Genomic DNA, 17850 nt, shown 5'->3' with positions numbered 1-17850 from the left:
GGACGGCGCGCGTCAGAACAGCGCTTCGTCGATTTCCATCATCGTCTTCGCGCCGGCGCGCGCGAGACGAATCGACGACGCCGTTTCGGGCAAGAGGCGCGCGAAGTAGAAGCGCGCGGTCGCGAGCTTCGACTTGTAGAACGGATCGCCCGACGCTTCCTTGTCGAGCGCGATGCGCGCCATCCGCGCCCAGAAGTACGAGAACACCAGGTGACCGACGGTGCGCAGATACGGCACGGCGGCCGCCCCCACCTCGTCCGGGTTCTGCATCGCCTTCATGCCGATTTCCATCGTCAGCTTCTGCACCTTCTCGCCGATGTCGGCGAGCGGCGTGATGAATTCGGACATTTCGGGCTTCACGCCTTCCGCTTCGGCGAACTCGGCGACGATCTTGCCGAACTTCTTCAGCTTCGCGCCCATGTCGCCCAGCACCTTGCGGCCGAGCAGGTCGAGCGCCTGAACCGAGTTGGTCCCTTCATAGATCATGTTGATCCGCGCGTCGCGCACGTACTGCTCCATGCCCCACTCGGAGATGAAGCCGTGGCCGCCGTAGATCTGCATCGCGTGGTTCGTGCACTCGAACGCGTTGTCGGTCAGGAACGCCTTGATGATCGGCGTGAGGAGCGCGACGAGATCCTCCGCTTCCTTGCGCACCGCTTCGTCGGCGTGCGACAGCGCCTTGTCGATCTGCAGCGCCGACCAGTACGTGAACGCGCGCGCGCCTTCCGCGTACGCCTTCTGCGTGAGCAGCATGCGGCGCACGTCCGGGTGGACGATGATCGGATCGGCCGGCTTGTCCGGCGCCTTCGGGCCCGTCAGCGAGCGCATCTGCAGGCGCTCCTTCGCATACGTGAGCGAGTTCTGGTAAGCGACTTCGGTGAGGCCGAGCCCCTGCATGCCGACGCCGAGGCGCGCGGCGTTCATCATCACGAACATCGCGTTCAGGCCCTTGTTCGGCTCGCCGATCATCCAGCCCTTCGCGTTGTCGAGGTTGATCACGCAGGTCGCGTTGCCGTGGATGCCCATCTTGTGCTCGATCGAGCCGCACTTGACGCCGTTGCGCTCGCCCGGCTCGCCCGACGCGTCGGGGACGAACTTCGGCACGATGAAGAGGGAGATGCCCTTCGTGCCCTTCGGCGCGTCCGGCAGGCGCGCGAGCACGAGGTGAACGATGTTCTTCGAGAAGTCGTGTTCGCCGCTCGAGATGAAGATCTTGGTGCCGCTGATCGAATACGAGCCGTCGCCGTTCGGCTCGGCCTTCGTGCGCAGGATGCCGAGGTCGGTGCCGCAGTGCGGCTCGGTCAGGCACATCGTGCCCGTCCATTCGCCCGACACGAGCTTCGGCAGGTAGAGCTTCTGCAGCTCGGGCGCGCCGTGCGCGTGCAGGCATTCGTACGCGCCGTGCGACAGGCCCGGATACATCGTCCATGCCTGGTTCGCCGAGTTCAGCATTTCATACAGCGCGTTGTTGACGAACGCGGGCAGGCCCTGGCCGCCGTAATCGGGATCGCAGCCGAGCGCGGGCCAGCCCGCCTCGATGTACTGCTGGTACGCTTCCTTGAAGCCCGTCGGCGTCTTCACGACGCCGTCGCCGACATACGTGCAGCCCTCGCGGTCGCCGACCTGGTTGAGCGGGAAAAGCACCTCCGAGCAGAACTTGCCCGCTTCCTCGAGCACCTGGTTGATCGTGTCGGCGTCGAGATCAGCATGCTTGGGCATCTGCTTGACCTCGGCTTCGACGTTCAGAAGCTCATGCAACACGAATTGCATGTCGCGCAACGGCGCGGCGTACTGTCCCATGACTCTCTCCAAGATATGGCAATCGGCTCGAGCTCCCCCGACGGCGGTCGTGCCGCCGCTAACGGCTCTCGCTCTGGTACGAAACAATCGTCTTTTCAAGCGCGGCCCACGTGAGCCGCACCGCATCCGGCTGATGCAGGAAGCGTGCGTCGTGGTGCAGGCCGAGCGTGAAGCTGTACAACTCGAAGAGCATCAGGTTCGGATCCGTGTCCGGGCGCAGATGCCCCTCCTCCTTCGCTTGCGAAATGGCGCGCAGCAGCGCGGCGCGCCACGCTTTCACGCTCGCGATCAACTGCTCGCGCACCGCGCTGTCCGGGCGATCGTCGTATTCGACGGCGCCGCTGATGTAGATGCATCCCGTCGTCACCTCCTGGATGCGCTTCTCGATCCAGCGCGCCAGCATCGCCCGCAGGCGCGGCAAACCGCGCGGCTCGCGCAGGCTCGGAAAAAACACCTCGTTCTCGAAACGATGGTGGTACTCTCGCACGACCTCGACCTGCAAATCGTCGCGCGACCCGAAGTGCGCGAACACGCCGCTCTTGCTCATCTGCATGCGCTCGGCCAATAGGCCGATCGTCAGACCCTCGAGCCCGTCACGGCTGGCAAGGTCCAATGCTGCTTCGAGTATCGCGGCACGCGTCTGTTCGCCTTTTCGCATAGCTTTTAATAACCGTTCCAGGTGATCGAATAAAATCGAACGGCCGTACTATTATTGAGTGCGGCCGGCGGCGAAACAAGGAAATTATTAGAAATCGGTTTCTAACCGTCCCCGCTATTTTGCAGGGTCGCGCGCCTTTGGAGGAGGCCCTGTGCAGGCCGCGGCGCGCCGCATGTGTAAGCGAATGCTTAGTCGTATCCGCCGACCGTCAGCAGCTTCATCGCACCCCGGTACGCGTTGTACGCGAACCAGTTCAGAAACCGCTCGACGGCGGGCCGCGCCGCGTAGAGCGCGGGGTCGATCTCGCGGCCGTCGGCGAACGCGACGCCGATTGCGTCGCGCAGCGCGGCCGTCTCCTCGCGGTGGCGCACGAGCACGACGTTCGCCTCGTTGTTCAGCATCAGGCTGAGCGCGTCCAGATTCGACGAGCCGACGGTCGCCCAGTGATCGTCGATCACCGCGACCTTGCCGTGCAGCATCGTCTTGTCGTATTCGGCAACGCGCACGCCCGAGCGCAGCAACGCATGATAAAGGAACGGCACCGCCATATCGAGCGACGCGAATTCGTTGCGCCCGAGCAGGATCCGCACGTCGACGCCGCGCCGCGCCGCCCCGGCGAGCGCGCGCCGCAGCTTGCGCCCCGGCAGGAAGTAGGGATTGGCGAGCAGGATCGACCGACGCGCGCGGCCGATCGCCGCGAGATACGCCTTCTCGATCGTCCTGCGGTTCACGACGTTGTCGCGCGCGACGAACGCGACGCTCGGCTCGGTCACGACGCGCAGCGCGCCCGCCTTCACCCAGCGGTGGCTGCGCATCCAGCGGCGAAAGCGCGCGGCGAACGCGGAGCCGTCGACGCCATGCGGCAGGTATTGCGCGTAGCGCTTGTGGCCGACGGCGATCCGTTGCCACTGCACCTCGAACGCGGCGCGCACGTCGGCGACGGCGGGCCCGTTCAGCTCGAGCGCGAAATCCCAGCGCGGATACGGCAGGCGCTCGCCGTTCTGCTCGAAGTCGTCGACGATGTTGATGCCGCCGCAGAACGCGTAGGCGTCGTCGATCACCGCGAGCTTGCGGTGCGTGCGCGAGAAACCGAAGCGGCCGAACAGATAGGGGTTGTAGATCCGGTGCTCGACGCCCGCGTCCGGCCACGCGCCGAAGAGCGGCAGGCGCTCGGTGCCGATCCCGTCGGTGATGACGCGCACGTGGACGCCGCGCGCGGCCGCGCGGATGAGCGCGTCGGACACCGCGCGGCCGACGGCGTCGTCGCAGAAGATGTAGGTTTCTAGCGCGACGCGCTCGCGCGCGGCGTCGATCCGTTCGATCAGCGCGGGGAAGAACGCCGCGCCGCCGTCGCAGAGGCGCACCGCGTTGCCGGACGTGAACGCGAGCCGCGCCGCGGAACCGCGCTCCTGCAGGAACATCTGCCGCAGTTGCGCGAGACGGTGCCGGGTCCGGCCACTCATGCGGCGCGCGACGCGAGGCGCTCGGGCAGTTGCAGGATCGCTTCGGCGTTCGACGGCGAGTAGCAGCGCGCGGCCGCTTCGCGGTAAGGCAGCCACAGATGATCGGTGTGCTCGCGCGGCGACAGCGTCACGTCGACGCGCGCCGGCACTTCCAGGCTGAACCAGTGCTCGGTGTTGCGGGTGACGCCGGGCGCGTAGCGGTGCAGGTACTGCGGATAGATCGTGTACTCGATCGCGTGATGCCAGTCGACGAGCGCGGCCAGCGCAATGCCGGGGCTGCCGACGACGATGCCCGTCTCCTCCGCGACCTCGCGCGCGGCGGCCTGCGCGATCGGCTCGTCGGGCGCGTCCTTCGAGCCGGTCACGGACTGCCAGAAGTCGGGCTGATCGGCGCGCTTGATGACGAGCACGTCGAGCGCGGGCGTATGGATTACGACGAGAACGGATTCGGGGATTTTCGGTGGTTTCGTCATCGGGATGTCATCGGCGCCAGCCCGCCCGACGCGGCGGACGGCGCGGCATCGTCAAGAAAACCATGGGTCGACTGTACCGCAAAAAACGAAAAGGGCGCGCGCGCCCTTTTTTGTGGTCCTTTTCGGCGTCGGCCGAAGCCGGCCGTCGCGCCGAGCGCGAGCCGAGCCGGCATCCCGATTCGGCCGCAGCCGGCGCGCGGCGGCGTTACGCCTTCGGCTGCTCCGGCTGGCGCAAGCGGATGTGCAGCTCGCGCAACTGGCGCTCGTCGACTGGGCTCGGCGCCTGCGTGAGCAGACACTGCGCGCGCTGCGTCTTCGGGAACGCGATCACGTCGCGGATCGAATCGGCGCCCGCCATCATCGTGACGATGCGATCGAGGCCGAACGCGATGCCGCCGTGCGGCGGCGCGCCGTACTGCAGCGCGTCGAGCAGGAAGCCGAACTTCGCCTGCGCCTCCTCCGGGCCGATCTTCAGCGCGCGGAACACCTTGCTCTGCACTTCTTCGCGATGGATACGCACCGAGCCGCCGCCAATTTCCCAGCCGTTCAGCACCATGTCGTACGCCTTCGCGAGGCAGCGGCCCGGATCGGTCTCGAGGTATTCGAGATGCTCGTCCTTCGGGCTCGTGAACGGGTGGTGCGCGGCGACGTAGCGCGCATCTTCGTCGTCGTACTCGAACATCGGGAAGTCGACGACCCACAGCGGCTTCCAGCCCGCCTCGACGAGGCCGTTCGCGCGGCCGAACTCCGAATGGCCGATCTTCAGGCGCAGCGCGCCGAGGCTGTCGTTGACGACCTTCGCGCGGTCCGCCGCGAAGAAGATGATGTCGCCGTCTTCGGCGCCCGTGCGCTCGAGGACCGCCGCGATCGACGCGTCGTGCAGGTTCTTGACGATCGGGCTCTGCAGGCCGTCGCGCCCCTTCGCGCGCTCGTTGACCTTGATCCACGCGAGGCCCTTCGCGCCGTAGATGCGCACGAATTCGGTATAGCCGTCGATGTCGCCGCGCGTGAGCTCGCCGCCCTTCGGCACGCGCAGGGCCGCGACGCGGCCGTCCTTCGTGTTGGCCGGCGTGCTGAACACCTTGAAGTCGACGTCCTTCATCGCATCGGTGAGCTCGGTGAACTCGAGCTTCACGCGCAGGTCGGGCTTGTCCGAGCCGAAGCGCGCCATCGCCTCCGAGTGCGGCATCACCGGGAATGTCGCGGCGAGCTCGACGCCGATCGTCGTCTTGAAGATGTGACGGATCATGTCCTCGAACAGATCGCGGATTTCCTGCTCGCCGAGGAACGACGTCTCGCAGTCGATCTGCGTGAATTCGGGCTGGCGGTCCGCGCGCAGGTCTTCGTCGCGGAAGCACTTCGTGATCTGGTAGTAGCGGTCGAAGTTCGCGACCATCAGCAGTTGCTTGAACAACTGCGGCGATTGCGGCAGCGCGAAGAACTGGCCCGCGTTCACGCGCGACGGCACGAGGTAGTCGCGCGCGCCTTCCGGCGTGCTCTTCGTGAGCATCGGCGTTTCGATGTCGATGAAGCCCTGTTCGTCGAGGTACTTGCGCGCCTCGATCGCGACGCGGTAGCGCAGCCGCAGGTTGTGCTGCATCTGCGGGCGGCGCAGGTCGAGCACGCGGTGCGTCAGGCGCGTCGTCTCCGACAGGTTGTCGTCGTCGAGCTGGAACGGCGGCGTGACAGACGCGTTCAGCACGTCGAGCTCATGGCACAGCACTTCGATCTTGCCGCTCGTCAGGCCGGCGTTGATCGTGCCTTCCGGACGGCTGCGCACGAGACCCTTCACCTGGATGCAGAACTCGTTGCGCACGCCTTCGGCGGCCGCGAACATTTCGGCGCGATCCGGATCGCACACCACCTGCACGAGACCCTCGCGATCACGCAGGTCGATGAAGATCACGCCGCCGTGATCGCGGCGACGATGGACCCAGCCGCACAGCGACACCGTCTGGCCCAGCAGGTGTTCGGTCACGAGACCGCAGTATTCAGTTCGCATCGACATGATGTTTGCTTTCTTTCGTAGTGATCAACGGGAAGAGCCGCACTCTCTCCCGGGCATTACATCGGCGGCTCGACGGGACGGCGCGCCGGCGCGGCAACGGGCGCCGGGGGCGCGACGACGCCCATCGAGACGATGTACTTGAGCGCGGCGTCGACCGACATGTCGAGCTCGACGACCTCGCTTTTCGGCACCATCAGGAAGAAGCCGGACGTCGGATTCGGCGTCGTCGGCACGTAGACGCTCACGTGCTCTTCCTTCAGGTGATTGACCACGTCGCCGCCGGGCGTGCCGGTCAGGAACGCGATCGTATAGGAGCCGCGGCGCGGATACTCGATCAGGAGCGCCTTGCGGAATGCGTTGCCGCTGCTCGACAGCAGCGTGTCCGACACCTGCTTCACGCTCGTGTAGATCGGCCCGACGACGGGAATGTGCCGCACCACCGCGTTCCACCAGGTGACGAGCTTCTGGCCGATGAAATTCTGCGTCGCGAGCCCGACGACGAAGATGAACGCGAGCGTGAGCACCGCGCCGATCCCCGGCAGCCGGAAGCCGAACAGCCGCTCCGGCTGCCACGCCGCGGGCAGCAGCAGCAGCGTCTGGTCCATCGTGCCGATGATGAGCCCGAGCACCCACAGCGTGATCGCGAGCGGAACGAGAACCAGGAGTCCGGTCAGAAACACCGATTTGAGGGTCGTCTTTTTCATCATCTGCCGTCGAAAAATCGCGCCGGTGCGTCAAGCGCGGGACGCGCCGCCGACACGGGCGGCGCGGCGGTCACGTACTGCTCGCGGGCGCGGCGGCAGGCGCGGGCGCGGACGCCGCCGGCGCGCTCGCCGCGCTGTCCGCCGCGGCGGCGGGCGCCGCCGACTGCTCGCCGCCGGCCTTCTCGCCGCTCGCCTTCTCGCCGCTCGCGGCGGGCGCGCCCGCGCCGCCGCGGAAGTCGGTCACATACCAGCCCGAGCCCTTCAATTGGAACCCGGCGGCCGTGACTTGCTTGCGAAACGCGTCCTTCCCGCATTCCGGGCACTGGGACAGCGGTGCGTCGCTCATCTTCTGAAGCACATCTTTCGCGTAACCGCACGCTTCGCAACGATAGGCGTAGATCGGCATGGTATTTTCCCGCAGAAACAATAACCGGTATAAAAGGCTTGCAAAGCCTTGAATTATAGCCGAAAGGCGGACGCCTTCCCCGGTCCGCGCGGGCGCACCGCTACGAGCGGCGCCACGCGAGCCAGCGCTCGCGTCCGGCGAATACCGGCAGCGAATCGGCGGCGGGCTCGTCCTCGACGAGCGCGAAATTCGGCGAAAGGAGCGCGTCGAGCTCCGCGCGCTCGATTCCGAACGGCGGCCCCTTCGGCGTCGCGCCGACGAAGAAGAAGCCGGCGAGGAAGCCGCCCGCCGGCAGCAGCTCGGCCATGCGCCGCGCGTAATCGGCGCGGCGGCTCCTCGGAATCGCGCACAGGAACGCGCGCTCGTAGATCCATTGCGGGACGAACGGCGGCGCGTACGCGAAGAAATCGGCCTGCTCGACGAGCGCGGCGTCTTCGCCCAATTCGCGGCGCGCGGCCGCGACCGCCTGCGCGGAAAAGTCGATCGCGCGCACGGGCCAGCCGGCGCGCGAGAGCCAACGCGCCTCGTACGCGCTGCCGCAGCCGGGAATCAGCACCGGGCACCGCGGATGCCGTGCGGCGAACGCGGCGAACGCTTCCGGCACGCGCGCGCTGTCCCACGGCGTCACGCCCTGCTCGAAGCGCTCGTCCCAGAACGACGCTTCGCCCGGATCGCGCGACGTGAAATTCGCGACGGACGGGGCAGGCGCCACGGAAGACGGTGCCATCGCGGCCTGCGCGGCCGCGGACGGCGGATTTGCCGATTGCGCATCGCCCGCCGCGTGTCCGGCCGCATCACGTTTGTTCGCTTCGCTCGTCATGCCGTCGCTTCGCCTCGCAATTCGTCCTTCATTCGCTCTTCGCCCGCCCACCGCGCGCCGCTCATCGACGGCGTCCGCGTTCCGGCGGCCCGCGTCGCGCGCTCCGCCGCGATCTCCCCCGCTGCTTCAGCCGCGACATCAGCCACCATACGCGACGATGATCAGCACCCGCGCGATCACCGCGCCCGCGCCGACCGCGATCCCGAACACGAGCAGCGCCTGCAGCAGCCGATTGGTCCGCCGCTGCTCGACGAGAATCTGCCGGATCAGATCGTCGCTGATCGCGCGCGGCGTCTCATGGTGCGAGACGAGCGCCTGATGCACGAGGCGCGGCAATTGCGGCAGCGTCTTGCTCCATTGCGGCGCCTCGACCTTGAAGCGCTCGTACCAGCCGCGCAGCCCGATCTGCTCGGTCATCCAGCGCTCGAGGTACGGCTTCGCGGTCTTCCACAGATCGAGCTCCGGATCGAGCGAACGGCCGAGCCCTTCGACGTTCAGCATCGTCTTCTGCAGGAGCACGAGCTGCGGCTGGATCTCGACGTTGAAGCGGCGCGACGTCGAGAACAGCCGCATCAGCACCTGGCCGAGCGAGATGTCCTTCAGCGCGCGATCGAAGTACGGCTCGCAGACCGCGCGGATCGCGCTTTCGAGCTCCTCGACGCGCGTATCGGGCGGCACCCAGCCGGATTCGAGGTGCAGCGTCGCGACGCGGTGATAATCGCGCTTGAAGAACGCGAGGAAGTTCTGCGCGAGGTAGTTCTTGTCGAAATCCGACAGCGCGCCGACGATCCCGAAATCGAGCGCGATGTAGCGCCCGAAGTGCTTCGGATCGAGGCTCACCTGGATGTTGCCGGGATGCATGTCCGCGTGGAAGAAGCCGTCGCGGAACACTTGCGTGAAGAAGATCTCGACGCCCTCGCGCGCGAGCTTCGGAATGTCGACGCCCGCCGCGCGCAGCGTGTCGACCTGGCTGATCGGCACGCCCGTCATCCGCTCCATCACGAGCACGGCGGGCGTCGAGTAATCCCAGAACATTTCCGGCACGAGCAGCAGATCGAGCCCCGCGAAGTTGCGGCGCAACTGGCTGCCGTTCGCCGCCTCGCGCATCAGGTCGAGCTCGTCGTGCAGGTACTTGTCGAATTCGGCGACGACCTCGCGCGGCTTGAGCCGCCGGCCGTCCGCCCACAGGCGCTCGGCCCAGGTCGCGATGTCGCGCATCAGCGCGAGATCGGAATCGATGACGGGCAGCATGTTCGGCCGCAGCACCTTGACCGCGACCGCCCTGCCCTTGTGCTCGCCCTGCTTGAGCTTGGCGAAGTGCACCTGCGCGATCGATGCGCTCGCAACGGGCTCGCGCTCGAACTCGTCGAACAGCGCGTCGATGCGCGCGCCGAGCGACTTCTCGACGATCGCGATCGCGACGGCCGAATCGAACGGCGGCACCTGATCCTGCAGCTTCGCGAGCTCGTTCGCGAAATCGACGGGCAGCAGATCGCGCCGCGTCGACAGCACCTGGCCGAACTTCACGAAGATCGGCCCGAGGCTCTCGAGCGCGCGGCGCAGCCGCACCGCGGGCGGATCGGCGAAGCGCCGGCCGATCGTCGTGATGCGCAGCAGGAACTTCACGCGAGGGTTCTCGATGCGCGACAGCATCACCTCGTCGAGGCCGAAGCGGATGACGGTAAAGACGATTTTGACGAAACGGAAAATGCGCATGCCTTCCGGCCCTCAATGCGCGCGTCGCGAGCTGCCGCCCGCGCGCGCGTCGATTTTTTGCTCCAGTCGTTCGATCCGCTTCTCGACGCGCGCTAGCGCGTCGCGAGCCCGCGCGAGCCCGGCGTCGAAATCGGCGAGCTCGCTCGTGCGCACGACCTGCGGGTTCTCGTCGAACCAGTATTCGGCGATCGAATCAAGTACGTTGCGGCCCGTGCGGCGCGCATGCGCGCCCGCCGAACGGGCGACCGTCGCGATCCGGTACGCGGCCGCGTCGCCGACGATCTTCGCGAGATCCTCCTCCGGCTCCCAGCGCAGGTGCTCGGCGAGCTTCGCGATCTGCGTCGCGAACTCCGCGTCGCCGTCGATCTTCACGTGCTTCATCACGGCAGCCTGCCCCCCTTGCAGGAACGCGGCCACCGCGTCGAACGCGCCGCCGCCGGCGCTGCTCGACAGCGCGATTGACACGTCGAACTGGCGCGCGTCGTGCGCCTCGACGGCGGCGAGATAGCCGTCCGGCTGCACGAGCAGCACGAGCGTCACGGGCGGGACTTCGAGCCGGGCGGTCTTGCCGGCATAGGGAATCAGACGATCGCGCGCCCAGGATTCGCGGGCGAGCAGGTGATTGACGGCGGCTGCAAAAGGCTTGGCGGCAAAGGTCATCTGGGTGGCAATGAAAAGCCCGCGCAGGCAGGGCGCCGGCGCGGGCTTCTATTGTAACGTCGGTTCGGGCGCGACCTCGCGAGGCGCAACGCGCGGCACGACTTCCGTCAGTGCGCGCTCACCTGCTGAATGCCCGCGAGGAGCCAACCCTGGCTGCCCGCCTTCGACAGATTCCACACCTCGTTGAACGGCTCGGCCGCCGCGCCCTGCGTCTCGCGGATCAGGCCGTGGAAACGCACGCTCGCGAAGTGCTCGCCGCCGCGATCCTCCACCGCGAGCAGCTCGGCGCCGAGCTGCACGACGTCCGTCTGGTTCGCGCCCGCGCCGCGGCCGTCGAGGTCGATCTTCACTTCGGCGAACATCTCAGGCGTCGTGAACTCGCGGATGTCGGCGAGGTTGCCCTCGTCCCACGCGGCCTGCAGGCGCACGAAATAGACCTTCGCGTTGCGCAGGAACGCTTCGGTGTCGAAGCCCGCCGGCACCGCGGGCGCAGCAGCAGCCGCCGCCGTCGTCGCCGCGGCCGCGCCGCCGAACACGCGCTGCGCTTCGCCTGCGTACGCGCTGCCCGAGCCCGGGAACGCGTCGTTCTGCGCCGCCTGGCGCTGAACGCCCGCGTCCTGGCGGTAGCCGTCATGGCCGTGGTTCAGCGACGGCTGACCGCCCGCGTAGGCCGGCTGCTGCGCGCCGCGCCGGTTCATGAACTTGCGGACAAGCCAGATGCCGACCATCGCAAGGAGCGCGATCACGATGACGTTCGCCATTATGCTGGCGAACGCGCCGCCGAGACCGAGGTGCGACAGCAGCGCCGCGATGCCGAGGCCGGCCGCGAGACCGGCGATCGGGCCGAGCCAGCGCGAGCGGTTCGGCTGCGCGGCGGGCGCCGGCTGCTGGCGCGGCGCCTGCGTGGGCGCGGCCTGCTGCATCGGCTGCTGCGCGGGCGGCGTCGCCTGGCGCTGCTGCAGCGTCTGCGACTGGCGGCCGAAGCTGCGGCCGCCGCCCATGCGCTTCGCTTCGGCGTCGAGCGACGCGAACGTGCCGGCGGCGAGAAGACCGACCATCAAGAACGTGCCGATTCGTCGCGCCAACGACTTCGGCTCTTTGCTGCGGTTGAACGACGAACGCGATACGAACATCCCGGCCTCCAAGCTGAAAGTAAAATGTATGGATGGAACCCCTTAATACTTGGTTCCCACGTGTAAAGCTACCACGCCACCTGACAAATTGTAATATTTGACGGCATCGAGGCCCGCTTGTTCCATCATCGTCTTCAGCGTCTCCTGATCCGGATGCATCCGGATAGATTCAGCAAGATACCGGTAACTGTCGGCATCTTTCGCGAACTTGTCGCCAAGCCACGGTAATACTTTGAAAGAATAGACGTCGTACGCTTTCTTCAGCGGCGCCCAGACTTTCGAGAATTCGAGCACCATCACGCGGCCGCCCGGCTTCGCGACGCGGCGCATCTCGGCGAGCGCCGAATCCTTGTGCGTCATGTTGCGCAGGCCGAACGCGACCGTGACGACGTCAAAGTAGTTATCCGGGAACGGCAGCTTCTCGGCGTCGCAGAGCAGCGACGGCGTGACGACGCCCTTGTCGAGCAGGCGGTCGCGGCCGACGCGCAGCATCGATTCGTTGATGTCGGTATGCCAGACCTCGCCCGTCGGCCCGGCGGCCTTCGCGAACGCCTTCGTCAGATCGCCCGTGCCGGCCGCGATGTCGAGCACCTTGCCGCCCGGGCGCACGTTCGCCTGCGCGATCGTGAACGCCTTCCACGCGCGATGCAGGCCCGCCGACATCAGGTCGTTCATCAGATCGTAGTTGCTCGCAACCGAGTGAAACACCCCCGCGACCTTCTTCGCTTTTTCGTTTTCCTCGACGGTCTCGAAGCCGAAGTGGGTTTTGCTCATCGCGTTGATCCTCTATCAATGGCAAACGGCGCCGCCCGGCGCCGTCGTTCAGTGGTGGTGGCCTCGCGGTAGCGAGTCCGCCGGCATCGGCGCGTCTCGCTCGACGCCCGCCGCCTTCAATTTGTCGAAATATTCGCGCCAGAGCGCGTCCTGCCGGGTCGCGAGTTCGTACAGCAGCTCCCACGAGTAGATACCCGTCGAATGGCCGTCGGAAAACGTCGGCTTGAGCGCGTAGTTGCCCACCGGCTCGAGGGCGGTGATCGTCACGTCGCGCTTGCCCGTCTGCAGCGTCTCCTGGCCCGGACCGTGGCCGCGCACCTCGGCCGACGGCGAATACACGCGCATCAGCTCGAACGGCACGCGAAAGCACTCGCCGCTCGGATACTGCAGCTCGAGCACGCGCGACACCGCGTGCACGACGACGCCGGACGGCACGGGCGCCGCCGCCTGCCCGCTCATGCCCGCCCCCCGTTCACCGCCTGCTCGATTTCCTCGTGCACGGCGTTGTGCAGGAGCGTCGCCTGCGCGGCGCGCAGCCGCAGCAGCGCATCGGACACCGACCGCTGGCGCGGCGCCCAGATCGGCTGCGGGAAGTGCGCGTCGTTCGAGAAGCGCGGAATCACGTGCCAGTGCACGTGCGGCACCTGGTTGCCGAGGCTCGCGAGATTCACCTTCGCCGGCTGCATCACGCGCCGCACCGCCTTCTCGACCGCATAGACGATCCGCATCAGATGCGCGCGCCCGGCCTCGTCGAGATCGGAAAACTCGGCGACGTGCGCGTGCCAGATCACCCGGCAGAAGCCCGGGTAATCGGTCTCGGTCGTCGCGAGGACGACGCGCACCGCATCGTCCTTCCAGAGCACTTCGCCGCCGTCTTCGCGGCAGAATACGCAATCCATCGTCAATTCCTTCACTGGTGGAACGTTCGTCACCTTACACCAGCACGCGCTCGATCCCGCCGTTGTTCGCGCGCGCGACGTAGTCGGCCATCCAGTTTTCGCCGAGCATGTGACGCGCGATCTCGACGACGATGTAGTCGGCCTCGATGTCCGCGTCCTCGTTGTAGCGCGACAGGCCCTGCAGGCACGCCGGGCAGCTCGTCAGGATCTTCACGTCGGACGCGCCCGCGGCCGCACCGTTCGCGCCATTCGCGCCGTTGCCCGACACCACCGGAATGTTACGCAATTTGGCGGCGCCCTTCTTGATCTCTTCCTCCTTTCGGAAGCGGACCTGCGTCGACACGTCCGGGCGCGCGACGGCAAGCGTGCCCGATTCGCCGCAGCAGCGATCGTTCTTCTCGATCCGGTAGCCGTCGTGCTGCGCGCCCATCAGCTCGTTGACGAGCTTGACCGGGTCCATCGTCTTGATCGGCGTGTGGCATGGATCGTGATACATGTAGCGCGTGCCCGTCACGCCGTCGAGCCTCATTCCCTTTTCGAGCAGGAACTCGTGGATATCGATGATCCGGCAGCCCGGGAAGATCTTGTCGAATTCGTAGCCGGCGAGCTGGTCGTAGCAGGTGCCGCACGACACGACCACCGTCTTGATGTCGAGGTAGTTCAGCGTGTTCGCGACCCGATGGAACAGCACGCGGTTGTCGGTGACGATCTTTTCGGCCTTGTCGTACTGGCCCGAGCCGCGCTGCGGATAGCCGCAGCAGAGGTAGCCCGGCGGCAGCACGGTCTGCACGCCCGCCTCCCACAGCATCGCCTGCGTCGCGAGCCCGACCTGCGAGAACAGCCGCTCGGAGCCGCAGCCGGGGAAGTAGAACACCGCCTCCGAATCGACGGTCGTCGTCTTCGGATTGCGGATGATCGGCACGATCTTGTTGTCCTCGATGTCGAGCAGCGCGCGCGCCGTCTTCTTCGGCAGGTTGCCCGGCATCTTCTTGTTGACGAAGTGGATCACCTGCTCGACTGCGGGCCGCTTGCCGGTGGTCGACGGCGGGTGCGCGGTCTGCTTCCGCGCGACCTTCTTCAGCACGTCGTTCGCGAGGCGCTGCGCCTTGTAGCCCAGGCCCATCATCACCGCGCGCGTCGCGTTGATCGTCTGCGGGTTCGTCGCGTTCAGGAAGAACATGCCGGCCGCGCTGCCCGGGTTGAACTTCTTCTTGCCCATCTTGCGCAGCAGGTTGCGCATGTTCATCGTCACGTCGCCGAAGTCGATCTTGACGGGGCACGGCGTCGCGCACTTGTGGCAGACGGTGCAATGATCGGCGACGTCGTTGAATTCGTCCCAGTGCTTGATCGACACGCCGCGGCGCGTCTGCTCCTCGTACAGGAACGCCTCGACGAGCAGCGACGTCGCGAGGATCTTGTTGCGCGGGCTGTACAGCAGGTTCGCGCGCGGCACGTGCGTCGCGCACACCGGCTTGCACTTGCCGCAGCGCAGGCAGTCCTTCACCGATTCGGCGATCGCGCCGATGTCGGACTGCTGCATGATGAGCGATTCGTAGCCCATCAGGCCGAAGCTCGGCGTGTACGCGTTGCGCAGATCCGCGCCTTCGAGCAGCTTGCCCTTGTTGAAGCGGCCCTGCGGATCGACGCGCTGCTTGTATGCGCGGAATTCGGCGATCTCGTCGTCGGTCAGGAACTCGAGCTTCGTGATGCCGATCCCGTGCTCGCCGGAGATCACGCCGTCGAGCGAGCGCGCGAGCCTCATGATCCGCGCCACCGCCGCGTGCGCGTCCTGCAGCATCGCGTAGTTGTCGGAGTTCACCGGGATATTCGTGTGAACGTTGCCGTCGCCTGCGTGCATGTGCAGCGCGACGAACACGCGGCCGCGCAGCACCTGCTTGTGGATCGCCTGCGCCTCGTCGAGGATCGGCTTGAACGCGCCGCCGTTGAAGATCTGCCGCAGCTCCGCGCGGATCTCCTGCTTCCACGACACGCGCACCGTGCGGTCCTGCGTCACGTGAAAGACGGCCGCGTCCGGCTGCGCGTCGACGCGATCCGCGAACTTTTCCGCGAGCGCCTCGTAGCCGAGCGTGACGAGATAGTGCTGCGCCTCGCGCAGCGGCATGTCGAGCTTCTCGCGCAGGAATTCCCAGCGCGCGCGCACGCGCTTGAGCAAGTCGAGCGCCTGCTGCACGCGGTCCTCGAGCAACTCGGCGCTCGGAATCTCGCTCGCGTCGTCGCTCTTGCCGAGCGGCAGGTTGCCCGCGGTGAAGAACGCCTCGAGCGCGTCGACGAGCTGCAGCTTGTTCTTGATCGACAGCTCGATGTTGATCCGCTCGATGCCGTCCGTGTACTCGCCCATCCGGTTCAGCGGGATGACGACGTCCTCGTTGATCTTGAACGCGTTCGTGTGCTTCGCGATCGCGGCGGTGCGGCTGCGGTCGAGCCAGAAGCGCTTGCGCGCCTCCGCGCTGACGGCGACGAAGCCTTCGCCGCTCTTGCCGTTGGCCATCCGCACGACTTCGGACGTTGCATGCGCGACCGCGTCGGCGTCGTCGCCGACGATGTCGCCGATCAGCACCATCTTCGGGAACGCCTGGCGCTTGCTCTTCGTCGCGTAGCCGACCGCGCGCAGATAGCGTTCGTCGAGGTGCTCGAGGCCCGCGAGGATCGCGCCGCCGCGCTTCGACGTCTCGAACAGGTAATCCTTGATCTCGACGATGCTCGGAATCGCCTCGCGCGCCTGGCCGAAGAATTCGAGGCAGACGGTGCGCGTGTGCGCGGGCATCTTGTGCAGCACCCAGCGCGCGGACGTGATGAGGCCGTCGCAGCCTTCCTTCTGCACGCCCGGCAGGCCCGCGAGGAACTTGTCCGTCACGTCCTTGCCGAGGCCTTCCTTGCGGAAGCGCCGGCCTTCGATGTCGAGCGTCTCGGCGCGCAGCAGCTTCTCGCCCGGCGCGCGCGCGCCGTCGAACCACTTGAGCTCGAAGCGCGCGACGGGGATGTCGTGGATCTTGCCGAGGTTGTGCTCGACGCGCGTGACTTCGAGCCAGTTCCCTTCCGGATCGACCATCCGCCACCATGCGAGGTTGTCGAGCGCGGTGCCCCAGAGCACCGCCTTCTTGCCGCCCGCGTTCATCGCGATGTTGCCGCCGATGCACGATGCGTCGAGCGACGTCGGATCGACCGCGAACACGTAGCCCGCCGCCTCGGCCGCCTCGGTCACGCGGCGCGTGACGACGCCCGCGCCGGAGAATATCGTCGGCACCTTGTGCGCGACGCCCGGCAGCTCGGTCAGCTCGACGGCGCCCAGTTGCTCGAGCTTCTCGGTGTTGATGACGGCCGAGAACGGCGTGAGCGGCACCGCGCCGCCCGTGTAGCCCGTGCCGCCGCCGCGCGGAATCACGGTCAGGCCGAGCTCGAAGCACGCCTTCACGAGGCTCGCGATTTCCGCCTCGGCATCGGGCGTCAGCACGACGAACGGATATTCGACGCGCCAGTCGGTCGCGTCCGTCACGTGCGACACGCGCGCGAGGCCGTCGAAACGGATGTTGTCCCTTTGCGTGCAGCGGCCGAGCACCTTCGTCGCTCGGCGGCGCAGCTCCGCCATCTTTTCGAACTCCTGCGCGAACTCGTCGACCGCGCGCTGCGCGGCCGCGGCGAGCATCTCGACGCGCGCGGCGCGTTCGCGGCCCGCCGTGTCGCCGTGCTCGGACAAGTCCGCGCGGCGGCGCTTCTCGATCTCGGACAGCCGGTGGTTCAGCGCCTCGACGAGCAGCGCGCGCCGCTTCGGATTGTCGAGCAGGTCGTCCTGCAGATACGGATTGCGCCGCACCACCCAGACGTCGCCCAGCACCTCGTACAGCATCCGCGCCGAGCGGCCCGTGCGGCGCTCGGCGCGCAGCTCGTCGAGCGCGGCCCACGCTTCGCCGCCGAGCAGGCGGATCACGATCTCGCGATCGGAGAACGACGTGTAGTTGTAGGGAATTTCGCGCAGGCGCGGAGCGGGGTCGGCGGCGACGGCGGCTGCCGCGCCGTGCGGATCGAAAACTTGCGGTGCGTTCATGTTCGGACGATTCGGAGGCCGGCGCGCGACGAAGAGGCGCGAAACCGGCAAGCGCGTGGCGCGCGATTTTGGGGAAATCTTCTGTTACCAGGCGCGCGGAGGCCTGGCGGCGCTCGGTACCGTCACCACGATCGCGCGCAGCGCGCGTGCCGTTGCGCCGCGGGACACGCTGCGCGCGGCGACGGCTTCAAAAGGACGATCCGAGACTGCCTTTGCATCTTCCGATCCTTGATTCAAAACGAAATTCTAACTCAGGTTGGACGAACGCGTTAA

Annotated in this window: 16 protein-coding genes; 1 reads left to right on the top strand and 15 read right to left on the bottom strand. The window is 67.0% G+C overall.

The window, feature by feature from the left end; translation table 11 throughout:
• Positions 1–12: 12 nt before the first annotated feature.
• The 15 genes from WS92_RS14010 to WS92_RS13940 form a co-directional block, all read right to left on the bottom strand.
• On the bottom strand, positions 13–1800 hold the full coding sequence (locus tag WS92_RS14010; protein ID WP_006024576.1) for an acyl-CoA dehydrogenase C-terminal domain-containing protein: 1788 nt from the start codon (positions 1798–1800) through the stop codon (positions 13–15).
• Between the two features lie 58 nt (positions 1801–1858).
• Positions 1859–2458 carry a TetR/AcrR family transcriptional regulator gene (locus WS92_RS14005; RefSeq protein WP_004189774.1) on the bottom strand — a complete coding sequence of 200 codons (600 nt, stop codon included), beginning with the start codon at positions 2456–2458 and terminating at the stop codon, positions 1859–1861.
• 188 nt (positions 2459–2646) lie between these two features.
• Positions 2647–3921 carry a cardiolipin synthase ClsB gene (gene clsB, locus WS92_RS14000; protein WP_059931162.1) on the bottom strand — a complete coding sequence of 425 codons (1275 nt, stop codon included), beginning with the start codon at positions 3919–3921 and terminating at the stop codon, positions 2647–2649.
• Positions 3918–4394 carry a dihydroneopterin triphosphate diphosphatase gene (gene nudB, locus WS92_RS13995; protein WP_015600145.1) on the bottom strand — a complete coding sequence of 159 codons (477 nt, stop codon included), beginning with the start codon at positions 4392–4394 and terminating at the stop codon, positions 3918–3920. Before nudB ends, clsB begins: the two co-directional genes overlap by 4 nt.
• 205 nt (positions 4395–4599) lie before the next feature.
• Positions 4600–6402: an aspartate--tRNA ligase gene (aspS, locus tag WS92_RS13990; protein ID WP_006024571.1), complete on the bottom strand. Its 1803-nt coding sequence runs from the start codon at positions 6400–6402 to the stop codon at positions 4600–4602.
• 56 nt (positions 6403–6458) lie between these two features.
• The gene (locus WS92_RS13985; protein ID WP_006024570.1) at positions 6459–7109 is read right to left on the bottom strand and encodes a DUF502 domain-containing protein; all 651 of its coding nucleotides are present in this window, start codon (positions 7107–7109) and stop codon (positions 6459–6461) included.
• A gap of 67 nt (positions 7110–7176) precedes the next feature.
• Entirely contained in the window at positions 7177–7512 is a 336-nt protein-coding gene (locus WS92_RS13980) for an FmdB family zinc ribbon protein (RefSeq protein ID WP_059931159.1), read from the bottom strand.
• 100 nt (positions 7513–7612) lie between these two features.
• The gene (locus WS92_RS13975; protein WP_059931157.1) at positions 7613–8332 is read right to left on the bottom strand and encodes a methyltransferase domain-containing protein; all 720 of its coding nucleotides are present in this window, start codon (positions 8330–8332) and stop codon (positions 7613–7615) included.
• 138 nt (positions 8333–8470) lie between these two features.
• Positions 8471–10048: a ubiquinone biosynthesis regulatory protein kinase UbiB gene (gene ubiB, locus WS92_RS13970; protein WP_006024566.1), complete on the bottom strand. Its 1578-nt coding sequence runs from the start codon at positions 10046–10048 to the stop codon at positions 8471–8473.
• 12 nt (positions 10049–10060) lie between these two features.
• Complete coding sequence (locus WS92_RS13965) at positions 10061–10708, bottom strand: ubiquinone biosynthesis accessory factor UbiJ (protein WP_015600432.1); 648 nt, start codon at positions 10706–10708, stop codon at positions 10061–10063.
• 107 nt (positions 10709–10815) lie between these two features.
• Positions 10816–11841 (bottom strand): TIM44-like domain-containing protein, encoded by a 1026-nt coding sequence (locus WS92_RS13960; protein WP_059931155.1) that lies wholly within the window; start codon positions 11839–11841, stop codon positions 10816–10818.
• A gap of 42 nt (positions 11842–11883) precedes the next feature.
• Positions 11884–12615 (bottom strand): bifunctional demethylmenaquinone methyltransferase/2-methoxy-6-polyprenyl-1,4-benzoquinol methylase UbiE, encoded by a 732-nt coding sequence (gene ubiE / locus WS92_RS13955; RefSeq protein ID WP_006024563.1) that lies wholly within the window; start codon positions 12613–12615, stop codon positions 11884–11886.
• Between the two features lie 48 nt (positions 12616–12663).
• Entirely contained in the window at positions 12664–13074 is a 411-nt protein-coding gene (locus WS92_RS13950) for a gamma-butyrobetaine hydroxylase family protein (RefSeq protein ID WP_006024562.1), read from the bottom strand.
• Positions 13071–13514, bottom strand: a complete 444-nt coding sequence (locus tag WS92_RS13945; RefSeq protein WP_009911259.1) for an HIT family protein — start codon at positions 13512–13514, stop codon at positions 13071–13073. The genes WS92_RS13950 and WS92_RS13945 overlap by 4 nt, the downstream gene beginning before the upstream one ends.
• A 34-nt stretch (positions 13515–13548) precedes the next feature.
• Positions 13549–17577: a DUF3683 domain-containing protein gene (locus WS92_RS13940; protein ID WP_059931283.1), complete on the bottom strand. Its 4029-nt coding sequence runs from the start codon at positions 17575–17577 to the stop codon at positions 13549–13551.
• On the opposite strand from WS92_RS13940, the gene WS92_RS32125 reads away from it, so the two are divergent.
• Positions 17548–17850: a hypothetical protein gene (locus WS92_RS32125; protein WP_009911257.1), complete on the top strand. Its 303-nt coding sequence runs from the start codon at positions 17548–17550 to the stop codon at positions 17848–17850. The genes WS92_RS13940 and WS92_RS32125 overlap by 30 nt on opposite strands.

It is taken from the genome of Burkholderia sp. MSMB1588, from assembly GCF_001546925.1.
GTDB lineage: Bacteria > Pseudomonadota > Gammaproteobacteria > Burkholderiales > Burkholderiaceae > Burkholderia > Burkholderia humptydooensis.
The sequence above is the reverse complement of the archived record's forward strand: the minus strand, read 5'-3'. Positions and strand labels throughout refer to the sequence as shown.

What these genes read in the sequence shown, in the direction of transcription:
- WS92_RS14005 (WP_004189774.1), bottom strand. Translation starts at nt 2,458, where the DNA reads ATGCGAAAAGGCGAACAGACGCGTGCCGCGATACTCGAAGCAGCATTG.
- nudB (WP_015600145.1), bottom strand. Translation starts at nt 4,394, where the DNA reads ATGACGAAACCACCGAAAATCCCCGAATCCGTTCTCGTCGTAATCCAT.
- ubiE (WP_006024563.1), bottom strand. Translation starts at nt 12,615, where the DNA reads ATGAGCAAAACCCACTTCGGCTTCGAGACCGTCGAGGAAAACGAAAAA.
- WS92_RS13950 (WP_006024562.1), bottom strand. Translation starts at nt 13,074, where the DNA reads ATGAGCGGGCAGGCGGCGGCGCCCGTGCCGTCCGGCGTCGTCGTGCAC.
- WS92_RS13975 (WP_059931157.1), bottom strand. Translation starts at nt 8,332, where the DNA reads ATGACGAGCGAAGCGAACAAACGTGATGCGGCCGGACACGCGGCGGGC.
- WS92_RS13985 (WP_006024570.1), bottom strand. Translation starts at nt 7,109, where the DNA reads ATGATGAAAAAGACGACCCTCAAATCGGTGTTTCTGACCGGACTCCTG.
- clsB (WP_059931162.1), bottom strand. Translation starts at nt 3,921, where the DNA reads ATGAGTGGCCGGACCCGGCACCGTCTCGCGCAACTGCGGCAGATGTTC.
- ubiB (WP_006024566.1), bottom strand. Translation starts at nt 10,048, where the DNA reads ATGCGCATTTTCCGTTTCGTCAAAATCGTCTTTACCGTCATCCGCTTC.
- aspS (WP_006024571.1), bottom strand. Translation starts at nt 6,402, where the DNA reads ATGTCGATGCGAACTGAATACTGCGGTCTCGTGACCGAACACCTGCTG.
- WS92_RS13945 (WP_009911259.1), bottom strand. Translation starts at nt 13,514, where the DNA reads ATGGATTGCGTATTCTGCCGCGAAGACGGCGGCGAAGTGCTCTGGAAG.
- WS92_RS13960 (WP_059931155.1), bottom strand. Translation starts at nt 11,841, where the DNA reads ATGTTCGTATCGCGTTCGTCGTTCAACCGCAGCAAAGAGCCGAAGTCG.
- WS92_RS13965 (WP_015600432.1), bottom strand. Translation starts at nt 10,708, where the DNA reads ATGACCTTTGCCGCCAAGCCTTTTGCAGCCGCCGTCAATCACCTGCTC.
- WS92_RS14010 (WP_006024576.1), bottom strand. Translation starts at nt 1,800, where the DNA reads ATGGGACAGTACGCCGCGCCGTTGCGCGACATGCAATTCGTGTTGCAT.
- WS92_RS13940 (WP_059931283.1), bottom strand. Translation starts at nt 17,577, where the DNA reads ATGAACGCACCGCAAGTTTTCGATCCGCACGGCGCGGCAGCCGCCGTC.
- WS92_RS13980 (WP_059931159.1), bottom strand. Translation starts at nt 7,512, where the DNA reads ATGCCGATCTACGCCTATCGTTGCGAAGCGTGCGGTTACGCGAAAGAT.